Here is a 26771-nt window from a genome sequence, read left to right as displayed (position 1 = left end):
CTGACCACCACCTGGCACGGCCAGTTCCGCATCACCGGCACCCCCACCTGGACCGACGTGCCCGGCCAAGCCACCACCACCGACACCACCTACCCCATCGAGGTCCACGACGCCGAGGTCCGCCTCGTCCAACCCTGATCACGCCACGCGGGATCACTGTGCCCTGCGCGGGAGCCAACCACGCTGTGCGGACACCTGCGATCCGCCGACGCGGCCCGGGCCACGGTGTGGTCGACATCGACGGTCCATGCGCCGCGCTGACGCCTGCCGCCGACCGTGCTCCGGAGGGTCAGCAGGGTGTCTGGTCCTGGCGAGATGGCGACGACGAAGGCAACGAAGGACAGGTGGTGGGTCACGACGGTTCACCCTCGGCCAGCCCGCGAAGCCATGCCTCGACGACGTCGAGGTCGCTGGCCTGCATACCCGCCAGCGAGTCGACGCGATGCAGGAGTGTGGCCCCAGAGTGGTTCGCCCCCGCCCATGCGCGGTCGACGGCCGTCAGCTCGTCGTCGATCCACACGAACGGGCGCCCCGCCGCGATCCGGCACAGGTGCCTCGTCTTCCAACTCAGCTCAGCAGACCCGTCGTCGTCGGCCCAGACCGGATCCTCGATCCCTGGCAGCACACCCATCTCCGCTACCGGCAGGGCAGGAAGACCGAGGATCGGTGCGATCACGGTGTTCGCGTCGTGCATCCACGCTGTTGCCCAGACGACGTCACAGTCGAGCGCCAAGAGCCGCGGGCCGTGCGAGCGATCGATGGCAGCAAGCTGCGGGTTGCTCGGATGCTGCCACGTGGCATACCAGGCCTCGAGGGATTCCGGGAGTGACACCCCGCCTGTCGGCAGCACGGTGCCGTCGACGTCGAGGAACAGCAGCGGGCGTTGCTCGGCGCGGCTCACGGCGGCGAAACTAGCAGGGAGGTCGCGGCCGCGCTCTCGCATTCACCAGGCGCCGCGTTCAGAACCTCAGGCCGCGTCGTCGAGGGCGAGCGGCCGGACCGCACCGCCGGCGGCGACGAACAGGCCGTGCAGCCGGAAGCCGCGCTCGGCGGCCTGGGTGCGCAGCGCGGTGTTCCACGCCCGGTCGGCGGCGGTCACGGACTGCTCGCCAGGTCGTTCGAGCATCGCCACCACGGAGCCGCCCGGCACGGACTGGCTCGTCACGGAGGCGATCACGCCTCCGAACCGGGCGGCGTCCTCCGCACTGGGCTGCTCGGGGACGTCGCGGACCGGCACGGCGATGCCGGTGACGCGGTCGTCCGCGTCGAGCCAGGTCAGGGTGAGGACCCGCTCGCGGGGGAGGACCCCGCCGGACAGGAAGGTGGCGAGCTCGAGGAGGGCGCCGTCGTCGGCCACCTTGTCGCCGGGGCGGAAGGACGCGGAGGTGAGATTCATGGCTGCCACCCTGCCCGGGACCGCTCACCGCCCGCAGGCGTCATCCACAGGCGACGACCCCGAGCCCGCCTGTGGACGGACTCGGAAGCGTCTCCCGACAGCCGAGTATCCAGGTCCGGACCGGTATGGATGCCCATACCGGTCCGAACCTGGATACTCGGCGACCGAAGGGGAGGGTCAGAAGAAGCGGGCGTACGCGCTCGTCGTGAGGAACGGCGGGAATTCGTCACCCATCGCCACCTCGCGGAAGATCGCCGCGGCGTCGTCGAGACGGTCCCCGCTCGACCGCGGAGCGGTCCGCAGGAACTCCCGCAGCATGGCGTCGCACAGCGCTCGGGTGATCGTCACCCCGTCGGCCGTGACGGTCCCGGAGTGCATCCACTGCCACACCTGCGACCGGGAGATCTCCGCCGTGGCGGCGTCCTCCATGAGGCTGTCGAGGGCCGCAGCCCCGGCACCTCGCAGCCACGAGGCGATGTACCGCACGCCCACGGAGATGTTGGTCCGCAGGCCCTCCTCGGTGATCGTCGCACCCTCGCGGCGGGCCGAGGCCACGTCGAGCAGCTCGGCCTGACCCACCGTGACGTCGTCGCGCAGCCGCTCCACCTGGTTCTCGCGCTCGCCCAGCACCGCGTCGAACGCCTCGCGGGCGATCGGGATGAGGTCCGGGTGCGCCACCCAGGAGCCGTCGAACCCGTCGCCGGCCTCGCGCTCCTTGTCCGCGCGGACCTTCGCGAACGCCTGTTCCGTGACCTCCGGGTTGCGGCGGTCGGGGATGAAGGCGCTCATGCCGCCGATGGCGTGCGCACCGCGGCGGTGGCAGGTCGCCACGAGCAGCTCGGTGTAGGCGCGCATGAACGGCGCCGTCATCGTGACCTGCGCCCGGTCGGGCAGCACGTAGGAGTCGCCGCGGTTGCGGAAGCACTTGATGACGCTGAACAGGTAGTCCCAACGCCCGGCGTTGAGGCCGGCGCAGTGGTCGCGCAGCTCGTAGAGGATCTCCTCCATCTCGAAGGCGGCGGGCAGCGTCTCGATGAGCACCGTCGCACGGATGGTGCCGCGCGGGATGCCGAGAGCCTCCTGCGCCAGCTCGAAGACCTCGTTCCACAGCCGCGCCTCACGATGTCCCTCGAGCTTGGGCAGGTAGAAGTACGGCCCGCGCCCCCGCTCGATCAGCTCGGCGGCGTTGTGGAAGAAGTACAGCCCGAAGTCGACGAGCGACCCGGAGGCAGGCTGCGTCGAGCCGTCCGTGCCCGTGTAGGCCAGGTGCGACTCGAACAGGTGCCAGCCCCGCGGCCGGAAGACGATCGTCGGCATCTCGGTCAGCTCGGGCGTCCGCAGCGCGTACCGCTTGCCGGGCGTGCGACCCCCGTCCGACGACGGCGCCTCGAACGTCAGCTCGCCCCGGATCGCGTCGCGCAGCGCCCGCTGGCCGGTGATCACGTTGGACCAGGTGGGGGACTGCGCGTCCTCGGCGTCGGCCAGCCACACCTTGGCGCCGGAGTTGAGCGCGTTGATCGTCATCTTCGGGTCGGTGGGCCCGGTGATCTCGACGCGTCGGTCGGACAGCCCGGGAGCACCGGCGGAGCCGGCCACCCGCCACGAGAGGTCGTCCCGCACGGGGCGGGTGACGGGCAGGAAGTCCGGGTCGGCGCCGTCGGCGATCTCCCGGGTGCGCCGCTGGCGGGTGAGCAGCAGCTCGCAGCGGGCGTCGGCGAACTGGTCGTGCAGCAGGGCCAGGAACTCCAGCGCCCGCGGGGTGAGGATCTCCTCGAAGCCGGGCTCCAGGGGGCCGACGACGTCCATGGTGCCCTCGGCGACGGTGGCGGAGTCGGACAGCGCGATGCCGCGGGGCGGCGTCGGCGCGTGCTCGGGTGTGCGGGGGCGGTCGGTGATCGTGGTCATGGTGTACCTCCGGAAGAACGGGGTGAGTCAGAACTGAGCGGCCTCGGTGGAGCCGGCGAGGGCGAGGGTGGCGGCGTCGGGGTTGAGCGCCGTGGACACGCGGTCGAAGTAGCCGGTGCCCACCTCTCGCTGGTGCTTCGTGGCGGTGTAGCCGCGGGTCTCGGAGGCGAACTCGGCCTCCTGCAGCTGCACGTAGGCCGTCATCTGCTCACGGGCGTAACCGTGGGCCAGATCGAACATGGAGTGGTTGAGGGCGTGGAAGCCCGCCAGGGTGATGAACTGGAAGCTGAAGCCCATCGCCCCGAGCTCGCGCTGGAACTTCGCGATCGTGTCGTCGTCGAGGTGCTTCTTCCAGTTGAACGACGGCGAGCAGTTGTACGCCAGCATCTGGTCGGGGAACTCGGCCTTGACGGACTCCGCGAACTTCTTGGCGAGCTCGAGGTCCGGGGTACCGGTCTCCATCCAGATGAGGTCGGCGTACGGGGCGTAGGCGTGGGCACGGGTGATGCAGGGCTCGATCCCGTTGGTCACCTCGTAGAAGCCCTCGGCGGTGCGCCCGCCCGTGAGGTAGGGCCGGTCGCGCTCGTCGACGTCGGAGGTCAGCAGGGTGGCCGCCTCGGCGTCGGTGCGGGCGATGATGACGCTCGGCACGTCGGAGACGTCGGCCGCGAGGCGTGCCGCGTTGAGGGTCCGCACGTGCTGCTTGGTGGGGATGAGCACCTTGCCGCCGAGGTGGCCGCACTTCTTCTCCGAGGCGAGTTGGTCCTCCCAGTGCACGCCGGCCGCGCCCGAGGCGATCATCGACTTCATGAGCTCGTAGGCGTTGAGCGGTCCGCCGAACCCTGCCTCGGCGTCGGCCACGATCGGCGCGAGCCAGTTGCGCGTCGGCGCCCCGTTCTCCTCGACGTCGATCTGGTCGGCGCGCAGCAGTGCGTTGTTGATGCGGCGCACGACCGCGGGCACCGAGTTCGCGGGGTAGAGCGACTGGTCGGGGTAGGTCTGCCCGGACAGGTTCGCGTCGCCGGCCACCTGCCAGCCCGACAGATAGATCGCCTTGAGGCCGGCCTTGACCTGCTGCACGGCCTGGTTGCCGGTCAGCGCACCGAGCGCGTTGACGTAGTCCTCGCTGTGCAGCAGCTCCCAGAGGACCTCGGAGCCACGCCGGGCGAGGGTGTGCTCCTCGCCGACGGACCCGCGCAGCGCGACGACGTCCTCGGCCGAGTAGTCGCGCACGACGCCGGACCAGCGCGGGTCGGTCGCCCACCGCTCGGCGAGCGCCGCCGCGGTGGTGACCTGGTCGCCCGGGCGGGTCTCCCGGGTCGTGGTGCCGTTCGTGGAGCCGGTCTCGAGCGTCGCGGTCATGATCGTGCCTTCCGGTCGTGGTGCCTTCGTGGTGCAGCAGTGCCGTGGTGTGCGGCGACCTGCCCTCGAGAACGACTCTGCGCCCTGCGCAAGCCCTCCGGCCAGGATTCGTGAGAAGAAGTATCAGCATTCTTCTGCTTCCCAGAAGCAGTGGTCCATGTCACGCTGGACCATGGCCATCACGACGACGAACCGGACCGGCGCGGCGCCCCCGACGGCGCTCCCGGCGGGCACCGAGCCTGACGCCCTGACGATCGGCCGGCGCATCCGGCACCTGCGGACGCGCCGGGGGATGACCCTCGGCGAGCTCGGAGACGCCATCTCACGTGCACCGTCGCAGGTCTCCATGCTGGAGAACGGCAAGCGCGAACCGACGATCGCCCGCCTGCAGGCGGTGGCCCGCGCCCTCGGCACCAGCGTCGACGACCTGCTCTCGCCGGAGCCGCCGTCGCGCCGCGACGCACTCGAGATCGAGCTGGAGCGAGTGCAAAGAGGCCCCCTCTTCTCCGCGCTGGGCGTTCGCCCGGTGCGGGTGGGCAAGTCGCTGCCCAGCGACGCGCTGGAGGCGATCGTCGCGCTGCAGGCCGAGCTGGAACGGCTGCACCGCGAGCGCGCGCTCACCCCCGAGGAGGCGCGCCGCGCCAACACCGAGCTGCGGGCGGACATGCGCGCGCAGGACAACTACTTCCCGGACCTGGAGATCGTGGCGCGCTCCCTGCTGGACGACGTCGGGCACACGCGCGGCCCGATGCCGCAGCGGGCCGCGGTCGACGTCGCCGCGCACCTGGGCTTCTCGATCCACTACGAGCCGGACCTGCCCCAGTCGACGCGTGCGGTCATCGACCGGCGCAACCGGCGCGTCTACCTGCCGAGCAACGGCATCCGGGGCCGCTCGGACGCGCGGTCGGCCCTGCTGCAGGCGCTCGCCTCGCACGTGCTCGAGCACGCCGAGCCGGGCGACTACGCGGAGTTCCTGCGGCAGCGGGTCGAGGCCAACTACCTGTGCGCGGCGCTGCTGCTGCCGGAGCGGGACGCCGTCAAGCACCTGCGCGAGGCGAAGGACGCCCGGGCGATCTCCATCGAGGACCTGCGCGACGCGTTCGCCGTGTCCTACGAGACGGCGGCGCACCGGTTCACCAACCTCGCCACGCGCCACCTCGGCATCGGCGTGCACTTCATGAAGGTCCACGAGTCGGGCGCCATCCACAAGGCGTACGAGAACGACGGCGTGCGGTTCCCCGCGGACGCGCTCGGCACGGTGGAGGGCCAGCACGTGTGCCGGCAGTGGACGGCGCGGGTCGTGTTCGGGATCCAGGACCGGCTCAGCCCGTACTACCAGTACACCGACACCCCGACGGGGACCTACTGGTGCACCTCCCGCGTCTCGGACACGCCGGACGGCCGGTTCTCGGTGAGCGTGGGCGTGCCGTACGCGCAGGTCAAGTGGTTCCTCGGCCGGGAGACGACGGCGCGGTCCACCTCACGCTGCCCGGACGACTCGTGCTGCCGCCAGCCGGCGCAGCCCCTGGCCGAACGGTGGGCGGGCCAGGCGCTCCCCAGCGCCCGCCCGCACGCCTCGATGCTCGCGGCGATGCCGTCCGGCGCGTTCCCCGGTGTCGACACCACCGAGGTCTACGAGTTCCTCGAGCGGCACGCACCGGCCGCGGAGCACGACGGCGAGCTCTCGCCTGGCGTGACCCGGCCCCTTGGATAGCATCGAGTCCACCAGGTCACGGTCCACGTCCCGACGTAGAACGAAGAGGTACATGACCGACGTCGCTGTCTCCGACCCGCAGGTCCTGGAGGCCGTGGAGGGCCTCCCCGCCGAGCTGCAGGGCCATGTGCGAACGCTGCTGGAGGCATACTCCGCGGAGGATCTCGGCGAGCGGGAGGCGCGCGACGTCGTCGGCGCCGCCGTGTCGACGGTCCAGCTCGTGTCGCGCCGTGAGCCCGGCCAGACGCTCGTGCAGGTCTTCACCCCCACGCTCCGTGAGGACGGCTGGACGTCGCGCCGCACCGTCGTCGACGTCTGCACCGACGACGCGCCGTTCCTCGTCGACTCCGTCGACGCGGCCGTCGCCCGGCACGGCTCCACGCTCCACCTGCTGCAGCACCCGGTGCTCGCCGTCCGGCGCGACGACGACGGCGAGCTGCTGGAGATCGGCGCCCACGGCGGCCGCCTCGAGTCGTGGATCCACGTGGAGACGGAGCGGATCGCCAGCCAGGAGGAGCGCGAGGCGCTGGTCGCCAGGTTGCGCGACGTGGTCGCGGACGTGCACGCGTCGGTCGACGACTGGTCCGCGATGCGCCGGGCCTGCCTCGACATCTGCACCGACCTGCGCGTGCAGCCGCCGGGGACGGTCGACCCGGCCTCGGTCGCCCCCACCATCGAGTTCCTCACCTGGCTGGCCGAGGACCACTTCACGTTCCTCGGCTACCGCGAGTACACCCTCGACACCCTCGACGGCGAGGACGTGCTGCGCCCGCTGCCCCACACGGGGCTGGGGATCCTGCGCAAGCCGACCTCCGCCGTCGTCCACCTGCGCCCCGAGGCGCGACGCACCGCGCGCGAGCCGCGCCTGCTCACCATCACCAAGGCGAACTCCCGGGCGACGGTCCACCGCGACGTGTACCTCGACTACGTCGGCGTGCGCACCTTCGACGCCGACGGGAACGTCACCGGAGAGCGGCGGATCATCGGGATGTTCACCTCCGCGGCGTACGCCGCGTCGGTGCTCACCCTGCCGATCGTCGCGCCGAAGGTGAAGGCGGTGCTGCGGGCCTCCGGGTTCGCGCCCACCTCCCACTCCGGCAAGGACCTGCTGCAGACCCTGGAGCAGTACCCGCGCGACGAGCTCTTCCAGGACTCGGCGGAGCACCTGGCGGAGGTCGCCGGCGAGGTGACGCGTCTGCGGGAACGCCGCCGGACCCGCATCTTCCTGCGGACCGACGAGTTCGGGAGGTTCGTCTCGGCCCTGGTGTACCTCCCGCGGGACCGCTACAACACCACGGTGCGCCTGCGCGTCGAGGCGCTGCTGCGCGAGGCGTTCGACGCGGAGCGGGTCGAGCACACGACGCGGGTGGACGACTCGCCGCTCGCCCAGCTCCACTTCGTCGTGCGCGTCCCGCGGGACGCCGCGATCCCCGCCGTGGACGAGGCGGAGCTGCAGCGCCGGCTCGAGGACGCCATCCGCACCTGGGAGGCGGCCGTCGTCGACGAGCTGCACCACGTCCACGGCGAGGAGGGTGCGGCGGAGATCCTCGGCCGCTACGGCTCGGCCTTCCCCGAGGCCTACAAGGAGCAGGTCACGCCGCGGGCCGCCGTCGGCGACATGTCGCGTCTCGACGGGCTCACCGAGGACCATCCCATCGCCGTGCACCTGTACACGCCGGAGGGGGACGACCCGAGCGTCCGCCGGCTGACCCTGGCCTCGTTGCGCGAGCACCGGCTCACCCAGGTGCTGCCGCTGCTGACCGACCTCGGCGTGGACGTGATCGACGAGCGGCCGTACACGATCAACCTCCAGAACGGCGAGACGCGGCACATCTCCGACTTCGGACTCACCGTCTCCGACCCCGACCTGTGGGGCGACGCCGCCACCGCGGCGGCCCTGGAGGCGACCTTCTGCGCCGTGTGGTCCGGCGCCGCCGAGAGCGACGCGCTGAACGCGCTGGTCCTGCGCGCCGGGCTGTCGTGGCGGGACATCGTCGTCCTGCGGTCGATCGGGCGGTACCTGCGTCAGGCCGGCTCGGCGTTCTCGATGGAGTACATCGACGCGGCCCTCATCGCGTACCCGCAGCTGGCCGCCGACCTGGTGCGCCTGTTCGCCGTGCGCTTCGACCCGGAGGCCGAGGGCGACCGTGCCGAGCGGGCGCAGCAGGCGACCGACGCGCTGCTGGCCGCCCTGGACGACGTCGCCAGCCTCGACCACGATCGCATCCTGCGCTCCTTCGTCGGCGTCGTCGACGCCGTCTGGCGCACCAACTTCTACACCCGCGACGCCGACGGCGAGCCGAAGCCGTGGGTGTCGATGAAGCTCGACTGCGCACGCGTGCCGGGCCTGCCGCCACCGCACCCGATGGCGGAGATCTGGGTGTACTCGCCGCGGGTCGAGGGCGTGCACCTGCGGTTCGGCAAGGTGGCGCGCGGCGGGTTGCGCTGGAGCGACCGGCGCGAGGACTTCCGCACCGAGGTGCTCGGCCTGGTCAAGGCGCAGATGGTCAAGAACGCCGTGATCGTCCCGACGGGGTCCAAGGGCGGGTTCGTCGCCAAGCAGCTGCCGGACCCGGGCGACCGGGCGGCCTGGCTCACGGAGGGGCAGGCGGCCTACCGCACCTTCATCCGGGGGATGCTCGACATCACCGACAACCGCGAGGGCACCGAGGTGGTGCCGCCGGACCGGGTGGTGCGTCACGACGGGGACGACCCGTACCTGGTGGTCGCCGCGGACAAGGGCACGGCGGCCTTCTCCGACATCGCGAACGAGATCTCGGCCGAGTACGGCTTCTGGCTCGACGACGCGTTCGCCTCCGGCGGGTCCGCCGGCTACGACCACAAGGCGATGGGCATCACGGCCCGTGGCGCCTGGGAGTCGGTGAAGCGGCACTTCCGCGAGCTCGGTCACGACACCCAGACGCAGGACTTCACGGTGGTGGGCGTGGGGGACATGTCCGGGGACGTGTTCGGCAACGGCATGCTGCTCTCCGAGCACATCCGGCTCGTGGCCGCGTTCGACCACCGGCACGTCTTCGTGGATCCCGCCCCGGACGCCGCGGCCTCCTTCGCGGAGCGGCGGCGGCTGTTCGAGCTGCCGCGGTCCTCGTGGGACGACTACGACCGGGACCTGATCTCGGCCGGTGGCGGCGTGTTCCCGCTGTCGGCCAAGTCCGTCCGGGTGACGCCGCAGATGGTCGAGGTGCTCGGTCTCGACGAGAGCGTCACCAGCCTCACGCCGGCCGAGCTCAAGAAGGCCGTGCTGCTGGCGCCCGTCGACCTCCTGTGGAACGGCGGCATCGGGACGTACGTCAAGGCTTCCACCGAGACGAACGCCGAGATCGGCGACCGGGCGAACGACGCGATCCGCGTGGACGGTGCCGCACTGCGTGCCCGGGTCGTGGGGGAGGGCGGCAACCTCGGCGTCTCCCAGCGGGGCCGGGTCGAGGCGGCGCTGGCCGGCGTCCAGATCAACACCGACGCGATCGACAACTCGGCCGGTGTCGGTACGTCGGACCACGAGGTGAACATCAAGATCTTGCTCGGCGACGTGATGCGGGACGATCGGCTGGAGATCGACGAGCGCAACGAGCTGCTGCAGTCCATGACCGACGAGGTCGCGGAGCAGGTGCTCCGCGACAACTACGAGCAGAACGTGCTGCTGGGCAACTCGCGGGCCAACGCCGCCGAGATGCTTCCCGTGCACGAGCGGCTCATGGAGTGGCTCGAAGGCCGCGGCGAGCTGGACCGCTCCCTGGAGTTCCTGCCCGACGGCGTCCAGGTCGCCGAGCGCGTCGAGCAGCAGCAGGGGCTGACCCGCCCGGAGTTCGCGGTGGTCGTGGCCTACACGAAGCTCGCCCTGAAGGCGGACCTCACCGAGACGGACCTGGCGGACGACCCGTGGTTCGCCCGCACGCTGGCCGAGTACTTCCCTCAGGAGGTGCGCGACCGCTACGCGGGGGACCTCGCGGACCATCCGCTGCGGCGCGAGATCGTGGTCAACGCCGTGGTGAACTCGATGGTGAACCGGGGTGGCATCACGTTCGCCTTCCGTGCGGCGGACGAGACCGGCGCGCCGACGGAGCAGATCGCGCGGGCGTTCGTCGCGGCCCGGGAGATCCTCGACCTGCGCGGGTTCGTCACTGCCGTGGAGGCCACCGACAACGTGGTGGCGGCACGTGTGCAGACCGATCTCTACCTGGAGCTGCGTCAGCTGCTCGACCGGACGGCGCGGTGGTTCGTGCAGCACCGGTCGGACCGGGTGGACGTCGGTCAGGAGATCGAGGCGTACGCGGATCCCGTCCGCTCCTACGCCGCCCGGCTGGACGACCTGCTCCAGGGCGTCGAGCTGGAGCGCTTCACGGAGCGGGTCGCCAGCCTGGAGGCGGCGGGCTGCGGCCCGGAGCTCGCGCGGCGGGGTGCCGGCCTGCTCGGTTCGCTGCCGCTGCTCGACGTGGCCGAGCTGGCGTCACAGCGCGGCTGGGAGCTCGACCAGGTGGCGCGGACCTACTTCACGTTGACGAGCCGGCTCGGTGTGGGGGACATGCTCACCAACGTGTCCGGTCTGGCGCAGGACGACCGGTGGGACTCGATGGCCCGCGCCGCGCTGCGCGACGACGTCTACGCGGTGACCATCGCGCTGACGGCCTCGGTGCTGGACGGTACCGACTCCGGTGACGCCGCGGAGCGGATCGAGCGGTGGCTCGAGGGTGGGGGCGCACCGGCGCTGCGGGCGATGGACGCGCTGGCCATGGCGCGCGCCGTGGACCGGCCGGGTATCGCCACGCTCTCGGTGGCGCTGCGGCAGCTCCGCTCCCTCGTCCGGTAGGCAAGCTCCCCCCGAGCGTTGCGGGCGCGATTTCTGGGCCGGATACAGGCGCATATGGCGCATATCGGGCCAGAAATCGCGCCCACAACGTTCTGGGGCGGGTCAGGCCTCGAGGAGCAGCGCCTCGCCCTGGCCGCCGCCGCCGCAGAGCGCGACGGCGGCACGCGAGCCACCGCGCCCGGCCTCGCGGCCCCGCGCGAGCTGGTGCGCTGCGTGCACGGCCAGGCGCGCACCGGACGCCCCGATCGGGTGGCCCAGCGAGATGCCGCCGCCGTGCGGGTTGACGATCTCGGGGTCGATCCCGAGCACGCGCGTCGACACGGCCGTCACGACGGCGAAGGCCTCGTTGATCTCGACGTGGTCCAGGTCCTGGGGCGTCCAGCCCTCGCGGGCCAGCGCCGCGCTGATCGCGCGGGCCGGCTGGGAGTGCAGGGAGGTGTCCGGCCCGGCGACCTGGCCGGCCGAGCGCACCGTCGCCAGCACCGGCACCCCGGCTGCCTCGGCACGGTCGCGGGTGGTCAGCACGAGCGCCGCCGCGCCGTCGGAGATCTGCGAGGAGTTGCCCGCGGTGAGCGTCCCGTCGGAGGAGAAGGCGGGCCGCAGCCGGGCGAGGCCGTCGGCGGTCGTGTCCGGGCGCACCCCCTCGTCGGAGGAGACGACGACGGGCTCACCGCGTCGCTGCGGTACCTCGACCGGCACGATCTCGTCGGTGAGCACCCCGTCCTTCACGGCGCGGGCCGCCCGCTGGTGGGAGGCGGCCGCGATCTCGTCCTGCTCGGCGCGCGAGACGAACACCTCACCGGAGTTGTGCTGCTCGGTGCTCAGGCCCATGGCCTGCCCGTCGAACGCGTCCGACAACCCGTCGCGCGCGACGGCGTCGAGCAGGGTGGCGTCACCGTAGCGGAACCCGGCCCGCGCGCCAGGCAGCAGGTGGGGGGCGTTGGTCATCGACTCCTGCCCGCCGACCAGCACCGCCGACGCCTCACCGGTGCGCAGCAGGCGCGCCCCGTCGACGACGGCGGTGAGCCCGGACAGGCAGACCTTGTTGACGGTCACGGCGGGGACGTCCATGGCGATCCCGGCGGCGACGGCGGTCTGCCGGGCCGGGTTCTGACCGGCGCCGGCCTGCAGCACCTGGCCGAGGATCACCGCGTCGACGTCACCGGCGACGTCGCCCGCCGAGGCGAGAGCGGAGCGTGCGGCCACCGCGCCGAGCTCGACGGCGGACAGCGCGGAGAGCGCGCCGCCCAGGCGTCCCTGGGGGGTGCGGGCGGCGGAGACGACGACGACGTCGTCGGGGCGCGCTTCGGTGGTGCGGGTCATGGCTGAACCTTTCGGGACGGGGCGAGGTCGGGGTCGATCCGCAGCGGGGCACCGGTGGCGGCGACGACCTCGTCGGCCGTCACCCCGGGGGCCAGCTCGCGGAGCAGCAGGCCGTCGTCAGTCACGTCGATGACGGCCAGGTCGGTGATGATGCGGTCGACGACGCCGCGTCCGGTGAGCGGCAGCGTGCACTCGGCGAGGATCTTGGGCGATCCGTCGCGGGCGGTGTGATCCATGAGGACGATCAGCCGCCGCGCACCGTTGACGAGGTCCATCGCGCCGCCGGGGCCCTTGACCATCTTGCCGGGGATCATCCAGTTGGCGAGGTCGCCGGTGGCCGAGACCTGCATCGCGCCGAGGACGGCGGCGTCGATCTTGCCCCCGCGGATCATCCCGAAGCTCGTGGCGGCGTCGAACACCGAGGCGCCCGGCAGCAGCGTCACGGTCTCCTTGCCGGCGTTGATGAGGTCGGCGTCGACCTCGTCCTCGGTCGGGTAAGGGCCGACCCCGAGGAGCCCGTTCTCGGACTGCAGCACCAGGTGGCGGCCGTCCGGCACATGGTTCGGCACCAGCGTGGGCATCCCGATGCCGAGGTTCACGTACGAGCCGTCGGTCAGCTCGGCGGCGGCCCGTGCCGCCATCTCGTCCCGGGTCCGGCCGCGGCGTGGCGCGTCGGTCTCCGGGCCAGGGCTCGCTGCCGGGGTCGACGGCGCCCCGGCGGGACGGGTGGTGCGCTTCTCGATCCGCTTCTCGATCCCGGTGCCGACCGGCACCACGCGGTGCACGTAGACGCCGGGCAGATGGATCTCGTCCGGGTCGAGCTCGCCCGGCTCCACGAGCTCCTCGACCTGCGCCACGCAGACGCGCCCGGCCATGGCGGCCTGCGGCGCGAAGTTGCGGGCCGACCGGTGGAACACCAGGTTGCCGTGCCGGTCGCCCTTGGCGGCGTGCACCAGTGCGAAGTCCGTGCGGATCGCCTCCTCGAGCACGTACTCGGTCTCGGAGCCGTCCGGCGCGGCGGGATCAGCGAAGGTCCGCACCTCCTTCGCGGGTGAGGCGACCGCCACCCCGCCGTCGGCGTCGTAGCGTTGCGGGAGGCCGCCGTCGGCCACCTGGGTGCCGACCCCGGCGCGGGTGTAGAAGGCGGCGATGCCGGAACCGCCGGCGCGCAGCTTCTCGGCGAGCGTTCCCTGCGGGGTGAGCTCGAGCTGCAGCTCGCCGGAGAGGTAGCGGCGAGCGAACTCCTTGTTCTCGCCGACGTAGGAGGCCGTGATCCGGCGGATCCGGTCGGCGCCGAGCAGCAGGCCCAGGCCCCAGTCGTCGACGCCGCAGTTGTTGCTCACGACCCACAGGTCGCGCGTGCCGCGGTCGAGCAGCGCCTCGATGAGGGCCATCGGGTTGCCGCAGAGCCCGAAGCCGCCGACGGCGAGCGAGGCTCCGTCGGGGACGTCGGCGACGGCGTCGGCCGCGGAGGCGAGCACCTTGTCGGGTCCCGGGAGCGGGGCGGTGGGCATGGCAACCTCCGGCGTCGTCGTCGACAGGGCACGTCTTGCGATCGTCCTCCGATGGTCACAGGCGCGCGATGTGCGCGCAACGCTCGTTGAGGCACACCCGGTGTGCGCGCACGCACATCCGTCTACCGTGGAGGCATGCCGACGCCGTCCGCCGACCACCTGCTCGTCCTGCTCGCCGTCGCGCGCACCGGCCGGTACACCGCCGCGGGCGCCGAGCTCGGGGTCACGCACACGACGGTGGCGCGGACGGTCGCGGCCCTGGAACGCAGCCTCGGCGACCGGGTCCTCGTCCGCGGCACCGACGGGTGGGAGCTGACCGCCCTCGGCGAGCGGGCGACGCGCGCCGCCGAGGCCGTCTCGGACGCCGTCGGGCGCCTGGTGGCCGACGACGGCGAGACCGACCCCGTCATGGGGGTGGTCCGGATGACCGCCACCGATGCGTTCAGCGCCTACGTGGTGCCGCCCGCCGTCGTCGGGCTGCGGCGCGACCACCCCGACCTGACCGTCGAGGCCGTCACCGTCACGCGGCGTCCGGCCCAGCACCGGTCGGGTGTCGACATCGAGGTGGTCGTCGGCGATGCCCCCGCACCGCGTGCGCAGGTGGTGCCGCTCGGCGAGTTCGAGCTCGGGATGTACGCGTCGCGGGACTATCTCGCCGAGCACGGCACGCCGGGGACCGTCGCCGAGCTCGCCGGGCACGGGCTCGTGCACTTCATCGACTCGATGCTGCAGGTCGACGACCTGGACACCCCGCGCCGGCTCGTCCCGGGCATCCGGGACGCCATGACGTCCACCAACGTGTTCGTGCACGTGGAGGCCACGCGGGCGGGCGCCGGGGTCGGGTTCGTGCCGTGCCTGGCGGCCGACCGGCACCCGGACCTCGTCCGGCTGCTGCCGGACGAGGTCCGTGACCGGCTGCCGTACCGGGCGCTCGTGCACCCCGAGTCCTGGCGCCGTCCCGCCGTCGCAGCGGTCCTGGTGGCCCTGCGACGGCAGGTCGAGATGCAGCGGGACGCGCTGCTGGGCCGCTGAGCTCAGTGCTCCTTGCGGTCCTCCTCGTCGCCGATGACCGTGGTGACCTCGTCGGGCAGGTCGTCCCGGTTCATGTCCGGCCCGCGGTCCTGCTTGGCGTCCCAGCGCAGCGTCAGGGCACCGAGCGTCGCAGCGACCACGGAGGCGATGAGGATGGCCGCCTTGGCACCCAGCGTGTGCTCGGAGCCGTGCCCGAACGACAGCTCGGAGATGAGCAGCGACACGGTGAAGCCGATGCCGGCAAGGAACGCCACCGGTAGCAGGTCCCGGACGCCGATGCCCGGGGGCAACCGCAACGGTGTGACGCGTGTGACGAGCCACGTGGTGCCCAGCACGCCGATCAGCTTGCCGATCACGAGCCCGCCGACGATGGCGATGACCACGGGCTGGGAGAGGATCTCGGCCGGACCACCGCCGTCGACCAGGTCGACGCCCGCGGAGAAGAAGGCGAAGAGCGGGAGCGCCAGGCCCTGCGACCACGGCTTGACCGCTCGCTCGTAGTGGTGGGTCCGGGTCTCGGTCTCGCCGTGGATCGGGCGGGCGGCGGCCGCGAACCCCATGAGGACACCGGCGATCGTCGCGTGCACGCCCGAGGCGTGCATGAACGTCCAGGCGACGACGAAGAGCGGGACGAGGATCCACCACCGCGGACGCCGCGTACGGATGTACCAGGCGAACACGGCGACGACGACGAGCGAGCCGCCGAGCCAGGCGCCGTGGATCGCGTCGGTGTAGAAGACCGCGATGATGATGATCGCCAGCAGGTCGTCGACCACCGCGAGGGTGAGCAGGAACGTGCGGATCGCGACCGGCAGGCCCTTGCCGAAGACGGCGAGGATCGCGAGCGCGAAGGCGATGTCGGTGGCCGTCGGGATCGCCCAGCCGTGCAGCGCGCTCGAGTCGCCCAGGGCGATGACGGCGACCACGTAGAAGACGGCCGGAACGGTCATGCCGCCCACGGCCGCGAGCATCGGCACGCCGGCCTGCTTGGGGCTGCGCAACGAGCCCGCGACGAACTCGTGCTTGAGCTCGAGGCCGACCGTGAAGAAGAAGATGGCCAGCAGCCCGTCCGCCGCCCACGCGGACAGCGACAGGTCCAGATGGATGTGCAGCGGGCCGAGAGAGGCGGGGCCGACGACGGTCTGGGAGAGGGTCTCGTAGGCGTCGCGCCACGGGGAGTTGGCGAAGATCAGCGCGACGGCGGCGGCGCCGATGAGGAGTGCGCCGCCGGTGGTCTCCCGCGAGAGGAAGCGCGACAGGCGCCGTCCGAAGGTCTGGTTGTCGACGTCGGTGCTCAGGGGAGGCTCCAGTTCGTTCAGGGCGTGGGTCGAGCCGGCGTCCCAGCCGGTACCGCCGACCAGACTTCCCGGCTCACCACCGATCAGACTACCGGTCGGACGCCGACGGGCACGGGCAGATGAACTCTCGACGACGACTTCGCGACGCGCCGGTCTCGTGACGTCCGTCACGCCGTCGTCGTCGTAGCGTGACGTGCAGGACGCACTCCCTGTGCGTTCTCGGGAGGCCATCTGATGGAGTGCACGCTCCGCGCAGGAGGGCCGGCCCCGGCTCTGCCGCACGACGTGCGCTCGGCCGGTCGCCCGCCCACACCACCGTCCCGCTCTGCGCGAGGAGCACATCGTGGCCACTGAGAACACCAGCACCGACCTGCGCACCTTCGTCATCGACACGTCCGTCCTGCTGTCCGACCCGCGAGCCATCCACCGATTCGCCGAGCACGACGTCGTCCTGCCGGTCGTGGTCGTGACCGAGCTCGAGGCCAAGCGGCACCACGCCGAGCTGGGCTACTTCGCCCGCAGCGCTCTGCGCGCGCTCGACGACCTGCGGATCAAGCACGGCCGTCTCGACGCTCCCGTGCCGATCGGCGACGACGGCGGCACCCTGCGGGTCGAGCTGAACCACACGGACCCGCAGGTGCTTCCCGCCGGGTTCCGGCTCGGGGACAACGACACGCGGATCCTGTCGGTGGCCGCCAACCTGGCGGCCGAGGGACGCGAGGTCACGGTGGTCTCGAAGGACCTCCCCATGCGCGTCAAGGCCTCCGCGGTCGGGCTGCGCGCGGAGGAGTACCGCCACGAGCTCGCCGTGGACTCCGGCTGGACGGGCATGCGAGAGATCGCGATGACGGACGACCAGGTCGGGGCGCTGTACGAGGGCTCCACCGTCGAGCTGGCGTCCCTCGACCCGCAGGTCGTGGCGGAGGCGAGCCCGCTGCTGTGCCACACCGGTCTCGTCATCCAGGGGGCCGGCGGATCGGCGCTCGGACGCGTCACCGCGGACAAGCAGGTGCGGCTCGTCCGTGGCGACCAGGACGTGTTCGGGGTGCACGGCCGCTCCGCGGAGCAGCGGATCGCGATCGACCTGCTGCTCGACCCGGACATCGGCATCCTGTCGATGGGCGGACGGGCCGGCACCGGCAAGTCGGCGCTCGCGCTGTGCGCCGGGCTGGAGGCGGTCCTCGAGCGCCGGCAGCACCGCAAGATCCTCGTCTTCCGCCCGCTGTACGCCGTCGGCGGTCAGGAGCTCGGCTACCTGCCGGGCACGGAGTCCGAGAAGATGAACCCCTGGGCGCAGGCGGTGTTCGACACGCTCGGCGCGCTCGTGTCGCCCGAGGTGGTCGAGGAGGTCATCGACCGCGAGATGCTCGAGGTGCTCCCGCTCACCCACATCCGCGGACGCTCCCTGCACGACGCGTTCGTCATCGTCGACGAGGCTCAGTCGCTGGAGCGCAACGTGCTGCTCACGGTGCTGTCGCGCATCGGTCAGGACTCGCGGGTGGTGCTGACCCACGACGTCGCGCAGCGGGACAACCTGCGGGTGGGGCGGCACGACGGCGTCGCGGCGGTCATCGAGGCGATGAAGGGCCACCCGCTCTTCGCGCACGTCACGCTGACGCGGTCCGAGCGGTCGCCCGTGGCCGCCCTGGTCACGGAGATGCTGGAGTCGCTCGAGATCTGACTGCGGGAAGCGTGCCCGAACCCGCTGTGGGTGCACGACACGCCGCTGACACGAACGGCACAGCGGCGTGTCGTGCACCCACAAGCGGGGGAGGGGTCAGGCCTGCGGGGGGCGGGTCATCGACAGCACGTCGAGCGCCTCGTCGAGCTGCGCCTCCGTGACCTCGCCCCGCTCCACGAACCCGAGCGCCACGACGGCCTCGCGGACCGTCAGTCCCTCGGCCACCGCCTTCTTCGCGACCTTCGCCGCGGACTCGTAGCCGATCACCTTGTTCAGCGGCGTGACGATCGACGGCGAGGACTCCGCGTACGCCCTGGCCCGCTCCGCGTTGGCGGTCAGGCCGGCGACCGTCTTGTCCGCCAGCACGTGGGAGGCGTTCGTCAGCAGGCGGATCGACTCGAGCACACCCTGCGCGATGACGGGGATCTGCACGTTGAGCTCGAAGGTGCCGGTCGCGCCGGCCCACGCCACCGTCGCGTCGTTGCCCACCACGCGGGCGGCCACCATGAGCACCGCCTCCGGGATCACCGGGTTGACCTTGCCCGGCATGATCGACGAGCCGGGCTGCAGGTCCGGGATGGCGATCTCGCCCAGACCGGTGTTGGGGCCGGAACCCATCCAGCGCAGGTCGTTGCAGATCTTCGTCACCGAGACGGCGATCGTGCGCAGCGCACCGGACAGCTCGACCAGCCCGTCGCGGGCGGACTGCGCCTCGAAGTGGTCGCGCGCCTCGGTCAGCGGAAGCCCGGTGTCCTCGCGCAGCAGCTCGATGACACGCTGCGGGAAGCCCGCCGGGGTGTTGATGCCGGTGCCGACGGCGGTGCCGCCCAGCGGGACCTCGGCCGCCCGGGGGAGCGCCGACTCCAGGCGCTCGATGCCGTAGCGCACCGCGGCCGCGTACCCGCCGAACTCCTGGCCGAGCGTGACCGGGGTGGCGTCCATGAGGTGGGTGCGCCCCGACTTCACGACGCCGGCGAACTCCTCCGCCTTGGCGGACAGGGCGTCGGCCAGGTGCGCCAGCGCGGGCACCAGGTCCCGCACGACGCCGGCGGTGGCGGCCACGTGCACCGAGGTCGGGAACACGTCGTTCGACGACTGCGAGGCGTTGACGTGATCGTTCGGGTGCACGTCGCGGCCCAGGGTGCGGGTCGCCAGGGTCGCCAGGACCTCGTTGGTGTTCATGTTCGACGACGTGCCGGACCCGGTCTGGTAGACGTCCACCGGGAAGTGCTCGTCGAGCTCGCCGGACGCGACCCGGTCGGCGGCGGCGGCGATCGCGTCGGCGACGTCCTGCTCGAGCACGCCGAGCTCCGCGTTGGCGAGGGCGGCGGCCTTCTTCACCTGGGCCAGCGCCTGGACGTGGCCGCGCTCGAGCGGGGTGCCCGAGATCGGGAAGTTCTCGACCGCACGCTGGGTCTGGGCGCGATACAGGGCTCGGGCCGGGACGCGGACCTCGCCCATCGTGTCGTGCTCGATGCGGTACTCGGTCTCGGGCGCGTCGGCGCCGCCGGCGACGGTGTCGGAAGTCATGCGTCTATCGTGCCGCACCCGCGGCGCGGTCAGCGTGTGAAAGGTGTCACGCCAACGGTTCCTCGCCGACCTCGCCGTCCACGGCCACGAGCCGGGCCGATCCCTCGGCGAGGTCGTACTCGACCCCCACGATCGCCACCCGACCCGCGGTGACCGCGGCGTCCAGCGCGGCCGAGTACCCGCGCAGCAGCCTGACGGTGTGCCGCACGTGCTCGGTGCGCAGGTGATCCTCCAGCGGCACGCCGTCGTGGGAGACCTCGTCCCAGCGGCTCGTCATCCCGGCGATCGACGGGATGACCTTGTCCACCACGGCCCGGACGAAGCCGGGCGGCTGCTCCCCGGTCATCAGGGTGTCCGCCGTGGCCTTCACCGCGCCGCACGAGTCGTGCCCGAGCACCACCACCAGCGGTGTCCCGAGCAGCTCGGTGCCGTACTCGATCGAGCCGATCACCGTGGTGTCGACGACGTGCCCGGCCGTGCGGACCACGAAGAGGTCGCCCAGGCCCTGGTCGAAGATGATCTCTGCCGCGACCCGGGAGTCCGAGCACCCGAACATCACCGTGTGGGGGTACTGCGCCGACGTGAGCTCGGCGCGCCGCAGCGACATCTGGGACCGCTCGGCCGGGGAGTCGGTGACGAATCGTGCGTTGCCGGACCGTAGCGCGGTCCATGCCTCGGTGGGGGTCATGCATCCTCCAGCTCGTGGGACCACGGCGGGTTCGCACCCGCCCGGGAGACTGTCACCGCGGCGACCGCGACACAGTGTGCCAGCAGCGTCTGGACGGTGTGGTGGTCGATCGTGCGTATCGCGTCGCGCCGGTCCGCGCCGAGCAGCTCGGCCGACCACAGGCCGTCGAGCAGCGCACCCATGAAGGAGTCGCCCGCGCCGACGGTGTCGACCACCTGGACCGACCGGGACGGGACGTGGACCTCGCCCGACGTCGTCACCGCCGTCGCGCCCTCGCCGCCGAAGGTCACGACCACCATGGCCGCGCCGAGATCGTGCACCCAGGCGCGCGCGACGTCCAGCGGGGCGGTCCCGGCGGCCAGCCACTCGAGGTCCTCGTCGCTGACCTTCACGACGTCGGCCAGCCGGACGAGCGCCTCCACGTGCGTCCGTGCGACCGCGGGCTCGCCCATGAGGACGGGACGGGCGTTGGGGTCGTAGGTGATCGTCGACGTCGTCCGCGCGGCCTCGACGAGGGCGCGGACGTCGGAGGCTCCCGGTTCGAGCACCGCGGCGATCGACCCGGTGTGGACCGCCAGCGTGTCCGCGGTGGCGCCTGCGTCGTCGGGCACCTGCCACTCGAGGTCGAACTCGTACGTCGCCGAGCCGCCCGCGTCGAGCGTGGCCTGCGCGACCGAGGTCCGCGGCGCGCGGTCGCTGCCCGCCGTCGTCGTCACGGACGACTCCGCCAGCCAGGCCCGCACCGCGTCCCCGCGGTCGTCCCGGCCGAGCCACGTCGCCAGCCGCGAGTCCCGGCCGAGCCGGCCCAGGGTCAGGGCCACGTTGGCGAGAGAGCCGCCGGGGTGCTCGGCGCTGGAACCGTCCGCCCGGTGCACCACGTCCACCAGCGCCTCGCCCACGGCGAGGACGTGCCGCGCCATCAGTCGTCCCCGGCGGGGCTGGCCGTCGCCTGGGCGGCGGCCAGCCGCTCGCGGGCGCCGTCGAGCCACTCCTGGCAGCGGGCCGCGAGCGCCTCGCCGCGCTCCCACAGGGCGAGGGAGGCCTCGAGCGGTTCGCCACCGGCCTCGAGCCGCGCGACGACCTGGACGAGCTCGTCGCGAGCCTGTTCGTACGTGAGCGTCCCGACGTCAGGGACGTCGGCCTGCGGGGCGGGTTCTGCGTCGGTCACGGGGACAGTTAACCGCACCGCACCGACATGCCGCCCGTCCGTCCGTCCGTCAGGACGCCGTGCCGCGCTCCGGCCCGCTCGGCTCGCATATCCCGTTGCCCCGGGCGGCCCCGACGGCGCACCATCGACCCATGGGTCATCTCGAGGTAGCGCACGTCGAGTACGTGCTGCCGGACGGTCGCGCGCTGCTCGACGACGTCTCCTTCCGCGTGGGGGAGGGCAGCGCGACGGCGCTCGTCGGCCCGAACGGTGCGGGCAAGACGACGCTGCTGCGTCTGGTCACCGGCGAGCTGCTGCCCGACGCCGGCACCGTGACCGTGAGCGGCGGGCTGGGGATCATGCCGCAGTTCGTGGGTTCGGTGCGCGACGACACCACCGTGCGCCAGCTCCTGGCCGGCGTCGCGCCACCGCGGATCCGCGACGCCGCGCGCGCGGTCGAGGCGGCGGAGCAGGAGGTGATGGAGCTCGACGACAGCACCGACGGGGTTCCCGCGCAGATGCGGTACGCGCAGGCGCTCGCGGACTGGGCGGAGGTCCAGGGCTACGAGGCGGAGACGCTCTGGGACGTGTGCACGACGGCGGCGCTCGGCGTGGAGTTCGAGCGCGCCCAGTGGCGCGAGGTGCGCACGCTCTCGGGCGGTGAGCAGAAGCGGCTGGTGCTCGAGGCGCTGCTGCGCGGCCCCGACGAGGTCCTGCTCCTGGACGAGCCCGACAACTACCTCGACGTCCCGGGCAAGCGCTGGCTGGAGGACCAGCTCCGCGCGACCCGCAAGACGGTCCTGTTCGTGTCTCACGACCGTGAGCTGCTCGCGCGCTCCGCCGACCGGATCGTGGCGCTCGAGCCCGGGCCGGCGGGGTCGGACGCGTGGGTCCACGGTGCGGGCTTCGCGACCTTCCATCAGGCACGGCGCGAACGGTTCGCGCGGTTCGAGGAGCTGCGCCGGCGGTGGGACGAGAAGCACGCGCAGCTGAAGAAGTTGGTGCTCACGCTGCGCCAGCAGGCGGCGAACAGCCCGGACATGGCCTCGCGCTACCGGGCGGCGCAGACGCGGCTGCGCAAGTTCACCGAGGCCGGGCCGCCGCCGGAGCCGCCGCGCGAGCAGGACATCCGCATGCGTCTGCGGGGTGGCCGCACGGGCGCCCGCGCGGTCATGTGCGAGGCGCTCGAGCTCGTCGGTCTGATGGAGCCGTTCGACCTCGAGGTCTTCTACGGCGAGCGGGTCGCGGTGCTCGGGTCCAACGGTTCGGGCAAGTCGCACTTCCTGCGGCTGCTCGCGGGTGGCGACGTGGCGCACACCGGCTCGGCGCGCCTCGGGGCACGTGTGGTGCCGGGCCACTTCGCCCAGACCCACGCGCATCCCGAGCTGGCGGGGCGCACGCTGCGCGACATCCTCTGGGAGGACCATGCGCAGGATCGAGGCAAGGCCATGGCGGCGCTGCGCCGCTACGAGCTCACGACGGCGGCCGAGCGGCCCTTCGACCGGCTCTCCGGCGGGCAGCAGGCCCGCTTCCAGATCCTGCTGCTCGAGCTCGCGGGCTGCACCGCGCTGCTGCTCGACGAGCCGACCGACAACCTCGACCTGGAGAGCGCCGAGGCGCTGCAGGAGGGTCTCGAGGCGTTCGACGGCACGGTGCTCGCCGTGACGCACGACCGGTGGTTCGCCCGCGGCTTCGACCGGTTCCTCGTGTTCGGCCAGGACGGCACGGTCCGGGAGTCGGCGGAGCCCGTCTGGGACGAGGGCCGGGTGGTCCGCGCGCGCTGACCGCCCTGCCCAGCCTGCCCTCGTCCCGGGGGTCAGCTGACGTCGGCGAAGAAGGCGCGCAGGTCGTCGGCGAGCAGCTCGGGGACCTCCATGGCGGGGAAGTGCCCGCCGGCGGTGTGCTCGACCCACCGGTCGACGGTCCCCCACGCGTTGAACACCTTGGCCATCAACGGGTGGGTGTCGAACACCGACCAGGCGGAGGGCACGTCGGCGGCCGTGAGCCAGTCGAGCTCGGAGTGGGACGCCTCGTAGTAGAGCTGCGCGCTCGAGGCGCCGCTGCGCGTGAACCAGTACAGGGAGACGTTCGCGAGGAGCTGGTCGCGGTCGACCGCCTCGTCCGGCGTGCGGTGGGCGGGGTTGGCCCAGGTGCGGAACTTCTCGGCGATCCACGCGAGCTGGCCGACGGGCGAGTCGACGAGGGCGGCACCGATCGTGTCCGGGCGGTGGTTCTGCATCGCGAAGTAGCCCTGCTCGGCCGCCTCCTGCGTGCGCACGGCCTCGATCTGTGCGAGCTCGTCCTCGGTCAGCCCGTCGGGGCAGGGGAACTGGTCGCCGACCATCCCGAGCGACCTGCCGTCGCTGCCGACGTGCGTCCCGATCACGCGCTCGGGGTGCAGCGCGGCGAGCCGGCCGGCGACGCCGGCGCCGATGTCGGTGCCGTGCGCGGCGAACCGGTCGTAGCCGAGCCGGGTCATGATCTCGGCGTACGCCTCGGTGGTGCGGGCGACCTCCCAGCCGGTGCCGGACAGCGGGGTGGAGAACCCGAAGCCGGGCAGCGACGGGACGACCACGTGGAACGTGTCGGTCAGCAGCGGGACGAGCCGCTGGTACTCGACGAACGAGCCGGGCCAGCCGTGGCACAGGAGCAGCGGCACGGCCTCGGGGTTCGCCGAGCGTGCGTGCATCACGTGGAAGCTCTGCCCGTCGACCACGGTGGTGACCTGCTCGTTGGTGTTCAGGGCCGCCTCCTGCGCGCGCCAGTCGAACCCGTCGCGCCAGTACTCGGCGAGCTCGGCGAGGTAGGCCGGCGGGATGCCACGGCTGAAGTCCGTGCGGTCGTCGCGACCAGGCACGGGGTGCGGCCGGCGCGTGCGGGCGAGCCGGTCGCGCAGGTCGTCGATGTCGGCCTGCGGGATGTCGATACGGAAGGGGACGAGTGCGGTGTCGTTGGTCATGACCCCACGCTGTCATCGATTGCGGCAGGGTTTCTTCCGTGATCGGTGGCAGGATCGAGACATGCTCGAGACCTCGGCCCGTCTGCTCCGGCTCCTGTCGCTCCTCCAGCTCCGGCGGGACTGGACGAGCGGCGAGCTCGCGGAGCGGCTCGAGGTCAGCGCACGGACGGTACGCACCGACGTCTCGAAGCTGCGCTCGCTCGGCTACCCGGTCGAGGCGCGTCCCGGCGTCGCGGGCGGCTACCGGCTGTCGGCCGGCACGGCGATGCCGCCTCTCGTCCTGGACGACGACGAAGCGGTCGCGGTGGCCGTCGGCCTCGGTGCCGCGGCGGCTCGTGGTGCCGGTGCCGAGGAGACGTCGCTGACGGCGCTCGCCAAGCTGGAGCAGGTGCTGCCCTCGCGGCTCCGGCGCCGGGTCGAGGCGATCCGCGGCTCGACGAGCGTGGTCCCCGGTCCCGACCCGTCGCTCGACCTGGGGGCGCTCAGCGCTGTCGCCGCGGCGATCCGCGGTCGTGAACGACTCCGGTTCGCCTACCGGTCGCATGCGGGCGCCGAGTCCACGCGTCACGTGGAGCCGTACCGGCTCGTGAGCTGGGGGTCGCGCTGGTACCTGTTCGCCTGGGACCTCGACCGGGACGACTGGCGCGTCTTCCGTGCCGACCGGGTGGTGCCGCGAGCGCCGACCGGTGCGCGGTTCACGCCGCGTCCGCTCCCGGAGGACAGCGTGGCCGAGCACGTCGCCGGGCGGGTACGGCGGGCGACGTGGCGCTACCGCGCACGCATCGAGGTCCACGCCCCGGCCGAGGTGGTCGAGGCGGCGCTCGGGGCGGCGGCCGACGTGGAGCCGGTCGGTCCGGGGAGGTGCCGCGTCGACGTGGGCTCCGACGACCCGGACCGGCTCGCGCTGTGGATCACGCAGCTGGACGCCGACGTGGAGGTGATCGAGGGCCGGGAGCTCGCCGACGCCTTCGCGCGGCTGGCCGCCCGGATGCGGCGCGCCGCGCGCACCGCGTCCGGCTGAGCGGAGCCCGCGTCCGTCAGGGTGCGGTGGCGGTGACCGTCGCGTCGAGGGAGCCGGCCGAGAGCCGGACGTGCACCGGGTCGCCGGTGGCCACCTCCGCCGCGGCACGGACCACCGCACCGTCGCCGCGCTGGACGACGGCGTAGCCCCGGTCGAGGGTGGAGGCGGGCGACAGCGCCCGCACCTGGCCGGCGAGACGGCCGATCTCACCGGATCCTCTGAGCAGGGCGGCGTCGAGACGGTGCCGCGCGTGGCGCAGGTGCTGGGCGATCTCCGTCTCCCGGGCCTCGACCATCGTCTGGGGGCGGGCGAGCACCGGTCGTGACCGGACGGAGTCGAGCCCGTGCTGCTCGCGGGCCAGCAGCGCCGTGACGGCACCGCGGATCCGCTGGCGGGCCTGGACGACGCGCTGGCGCTCCTCGGTGACGTCCGGGACGATCCGTTTGGCGGCGTCCGTCGGGGTCGAGGCGCGGTAGTCGGCCACCAGCTCGACCAGCGGGGTGTCGGTCTCGTGCCCGATGGCGCTGACCAGGGGAGTGGTGCAGGCGGCGGCGGCCCGCACGAGCGTCTCGTTGCTGAAGGGCAGCAGGTCCTCGACGGAGCCGCCACCGCGCGCGACGACGATCACGTCGACCTCGGGGCGGGCGTCCAGCTCGGTGATCGCCTCGCACACCTCGCGCACGGCGTTGACACCCTGCACCGCGACCTCGCGGATCTCGAAGCGCACCTGTGGCCACCGCGCCCGGGCGTTGACCACGACGTCGTGCTCCGCCTTGGACTCCCGGCCGCAGACGAGCCCGACCACCGCGGGCAGGAACGGCAGCGGGCGCTTCCGGTCGGCGTCGAAGAGCCCCTCCGCCGCGAGCACCTTGCGCAGCTGCTCGATGCGGGCGAGGAGCTCGCCGACACCGACCTGCCGGATGGCCGTGGCACGCAGGGACATCCGGCCGGTCTTGACCCAGAACTCCGGCTTCGCCTGCACCACGACGTGGTCGCCGACGTCGGGCTTGCGTTCGAGACCGTCGTAGGCGCGGGTGAGCATGTTCACGGGCAGCGACGCCTCGACGTCGGTGTCGCGCAGCGTGACGAACTGCATCCCGGAGGTCCGGCGGTACGTGTGCTCGACGACCTGTCCCTCGACCCACACCGGGGACATCCGGGCGACGTAGTCGCGGATCTTGGTCGACAGCAGGCGGACGGGCCACGGGCGCTCGGCGGTGGTCTCCGCGGCGCGCTCGGGCAGCGGCAGGGGGGAGGCGGGTCCGGGGCTGGCGTCGGTCACGCGTCCCAGGATGCCGCACACCACCCACAGCGGACGTGCGGCAGGCCATTCGCGGGCCGTCACAGGCTCTCCACACCCGGCCTCCTAGACT

General features: G+C 72.6%; 19 protein-coding genes and 1 pseudogene. 6 read left to right on the top strand and 14 right to left on the bottom strand.

Annotated elements, in window-relative coordinates; genetic code table 11:
• Window positions 1-352: 352 nt before the first annotated feature.
• From ACWAT2_RS18650 to aceA, 4 genes are all read right to left on the bottom strand, one after another.
• A complete protein-coding gene (locus ACWAT2_RS18650; RefSeq protein WP_402372142.1) occupies window positions 353-901 on the bottom strand; it encodes an HAD domain-containing protein in 549 nt (182 codons plus the stop codon).
• Between the two features lie 66 nt (window positions 902-967).
• Window positions 968-1396 carry a hypothetical protein gene (locus ACWAT2_RS18645; protein WP_402372141.1) on the bottom strand — a complete coding sequence of 143 codons (429 nt, stop codon included), beginning with the start codon at window positions 1394-1396 and terminating at the stop codon, window positions 968-970.
• A gap of 177 nt (window positions 1397-1573) precedes the next feature.
• Window positions 1574-3301 carry a malate synthase A gene (aceB, locus tag ACWAT2_RS18640; protein WP_402372139.1) on the bottom strand — a complete coding sequence of 576 codons (1728 nt, stop codon included), beginning with the start codon at window positions 3299-3301 and terminating at the stop codon, window positions 1574-1576.
• Window positions 3302-3328: 27 nt separating this feature from the next.
• Window positions 3329-4663, bottom strand: a complete 1335-nt coding sequence (gene aceA, locus ACWAT2_RS18635) for an isocitrate lyase (protein ID WP_402372137.1) — start codon at window positions 4661-4663, stop codon at window positions 3329-3331.
• A 157-nt stretch (window positions 4664-4820) separates the two neighbouring features.
• Between aceA and ACWAT2_RS18630 the strand changes: the two genes are divergently transcribed.
• On the top strand, window positions 4821-6377 hold the full coding sequence (locus ACWAT2_RS18630; RefSeq protein ID WP_402372135.1) for a helix-turn-helix domain-containing protein: 1557 nt from the start codon (window positions 4821-4823) through the stop codon (window positions 6375-6377).
• A 52-nt stretch (window positions 6378-6429) separates the two neighbouring features.
• Window positions 6430-11205 carry an NAD-glutamate dehydrogenase gene (locus ACWAT2_RS18625; RefSeq protein WP_402372134.1) on the top strand — a complete coding sequence of 1592 codons (4776 nt, stop codon included), beginning with the start codon at window positions 6430-6432 and terminating at the stop codon, window positions 11203-11205.
• A 102-nt stretch (window positions 11206-11307) separates the two neighbouring features.
• On the opposite strand, the gene ACWAT2_RS18620 is transcribed toward ACWAT2_RS18625, so the two are convergent.
• The 3 genes and pseudogenes from ACWAT2_RS18620 to ACWAT2_RS18610 all read right to left on the bottom strand — a co-directional run.
• Window positions 11308-12528, bottom strand: coding sequence for an acetyl-CoA C-acetyltransferase (locus ACWAT2_RS18620; RefSeq protein WP_402372132.1), 1221 nt, complete (start codon window positions 12526-12528; stop codon window positions 11308-11310).
• A complete protein-coding gene (locus ACWAT2_RS18615; RefSeq protein WP_402372910.1) occupies window positions 12525-13169 on the bottom strand; it encodes a CoA transferase subunit B in 645 nt (214 codons plus the stop codon). The genes ACWAT2_RS18620 and ACWAT2_RS18615 overlap by 4 nt, the downstream gene beginning before the upstream one ends.
• 69 nt (window positions 13170-13238) lie before the next feature.
• A pseudogene (locus ACWAT2_RS18610) lies at window positions 13239-14042 on the bottom strand (CoA transferase subunit A); the annotation flags it as partial.
• Window positions 14043-14177: 135 nt separating this feature from the next.
• Between ACWAT2_RS18610 and ACWAT2_RS18605 the strand changes: the two are divergent.
• Window positions 14178-15074, top strand: coding sequence for a LysR family transcriptional regulator (locus tag ACWAT2_RS18605; protein WP_402372131.1), 897 nt, complete (start codon window positions 14178-14180; stop codon window positions 15072-15074).
• 2 nt (window positions 15075-15076) lie between these two features.
• Here the strand turns inward: ACWAT2_RS18605 and nhaA are convergent, their stop codons facing one another.
• Window positions 15077-16543 (bottom strand): Na+/H+ antiporter NhaA, encoded by a 1467-nt coding sequence (gene nhaA, locus ACWAT2_RS18600; RefSeq protein ID WP_402372130.1) that lies wholly within the window; start codon window positions 16541-16543, stop codon window positions 15077-15079.
• Between the two features lie 172 nt (window positions 16544-16715).
• Between nhaA and ACWAT2_RS18595 the strand changes: the two genes are divergently transcribed.
• Window positions 16716-18053, top strand: coding sequence for a PhoH family protein (locus ACWAT2_RS18595; protein ID WP_402372128.1), 1338 nt, complete (start codon window positions 16716-16718; stop codon window positions 18051-18053).
• A 96-nt stretch (window positions 18054-18149) separates the two neighbouring features.
• Here ACWAT2_RS18595 and ACWAT2_RS18590 read toward each other — a convergent pair whose 3' ends face one another.
• Genes ACWAT2_RS18590 through ACWAT2_RS18575 form a run of 4 tightly spaced genes read right to left on the bottom strand, consistent with a single transcriptional unit; the run spans window position 18150 to window position 21439 of the window.
• Window positions 18150-19583 (bottom strand): class II fumarate hydratase, encoded by a 1434-nt coding sequence (locus ACWAT2_RS18590; protein WP_402372127.1) that lies wholly within the window; start codon window positions 19581-19583, stop codon window positions 18150-18152.
• Window positions 19584-19629: 46 nt separating this feature from the next.
• Entirely contained in the window at window positions 19630-20271 is a 642-nt protein-coding gene (locus ACWAT2_RS18585; protein WP_402372126.1) for a carbonic anhydrase, read from the bottom strand.
• Window positions 20268-21191: a carbohydrate kinase family protein gene (locus ACWAT2_RS18580; RefSeq protein WP_402372124.1), complete on the bottom strand. Its 924-nt coding sequence runs from the start codon at window positions 21189-21191 to the stop codon at window positions 20268-20270. Before ACWAT2_RS18580 ends, ACWAT2_RS18585 begins: the two co-directional genes overlap by 4 nt.
• Window positions 21191-21439, bottom strand: a complete 249-nt coding sequence (locus ACWAT2_RS18575) for an exodeoxyribonuclease VII small subunit (protein ID WP_402372123.1) — start codon at window positions 21437-21439, stop codon at window positions 21191-21193. The genes ACWAT2_RS18580 and ACWAT2_RS18575 overlap by 1 nt, the downstream gene beginning before the upstream one ends.
• Before the next feature lie 131 nt (window positions 21440-21570).
• On the opposite strand from ACWAT2_RS18575, the gene ACWAT2_RS18570 reads away from it, so the two are divergent.
• On the top strand, window positions 21571-23202 hold the full coding sequence (locus ACWAT2_RS18570; protein ID WP_402372122.1) for an ABC-F family ATP-binding cassette domain-containing protein: 1632 nt from the start codon (window positions 21571-21573) through the stop codon (window positions 23200-23202).
• A 32-nt stretch (window positions 23203-23234) separates the two neighbouring features.
• Here ACWAT2_RS18570 and ACWAT2_RS18565 read toward each other — a convergent pair whose 3' ends face one another.
• Entirely contained in the window at window positions 23235-24377 is a 1143-nt protein-coding gene (locus ACWAT2_RS18565) for an epoxide hydrolase family protein (RefSeq protein WP_402372120.1), read from the bottom strand.
• A 61-nt stretch (window positions 24378-24438) separates the two neighbouring features.
• Between ACWAT2_RS18565 and ACWAT2_RS18560 the strand changes: the two genes are divergently transcribed.
• Window positions 24439-25398: a helix-turn-helix transcriptional regulator gene (locus ACWAT2_RS18560; protein ID WP_402372118.1), complete on the top strand. Its 960-nt coding sequence runs from the start codon at window positions 24439-24441 to the stop codon at window positions 25396-25398.
• A gap of 16 nt (window positions 25399-25414) precedes the next feature.
• On the opposite strand, the gene xseA is transcribed toward ACWAT2_RS18560, so the two are convergent.
• Entirely contained in the window at window positions 25415-26680 is a 1266-nt protein-coding gene (xseA, locus tag ACWAT2_RS18555) for an exodeoxyribonuclease VII large subunit (RefSeq protein ID WP_402372116.1), read from the bottom strand.
• Between the last annotated feature and the right edge of the window lie 91 nt (window positions 26681-26771).

Source organism: Isoptericola sp. GX10416 (assembly GCF_056590155.1).
This window is presented reverse-complemented; position numbering and strand designations above follow the sequence as displayed.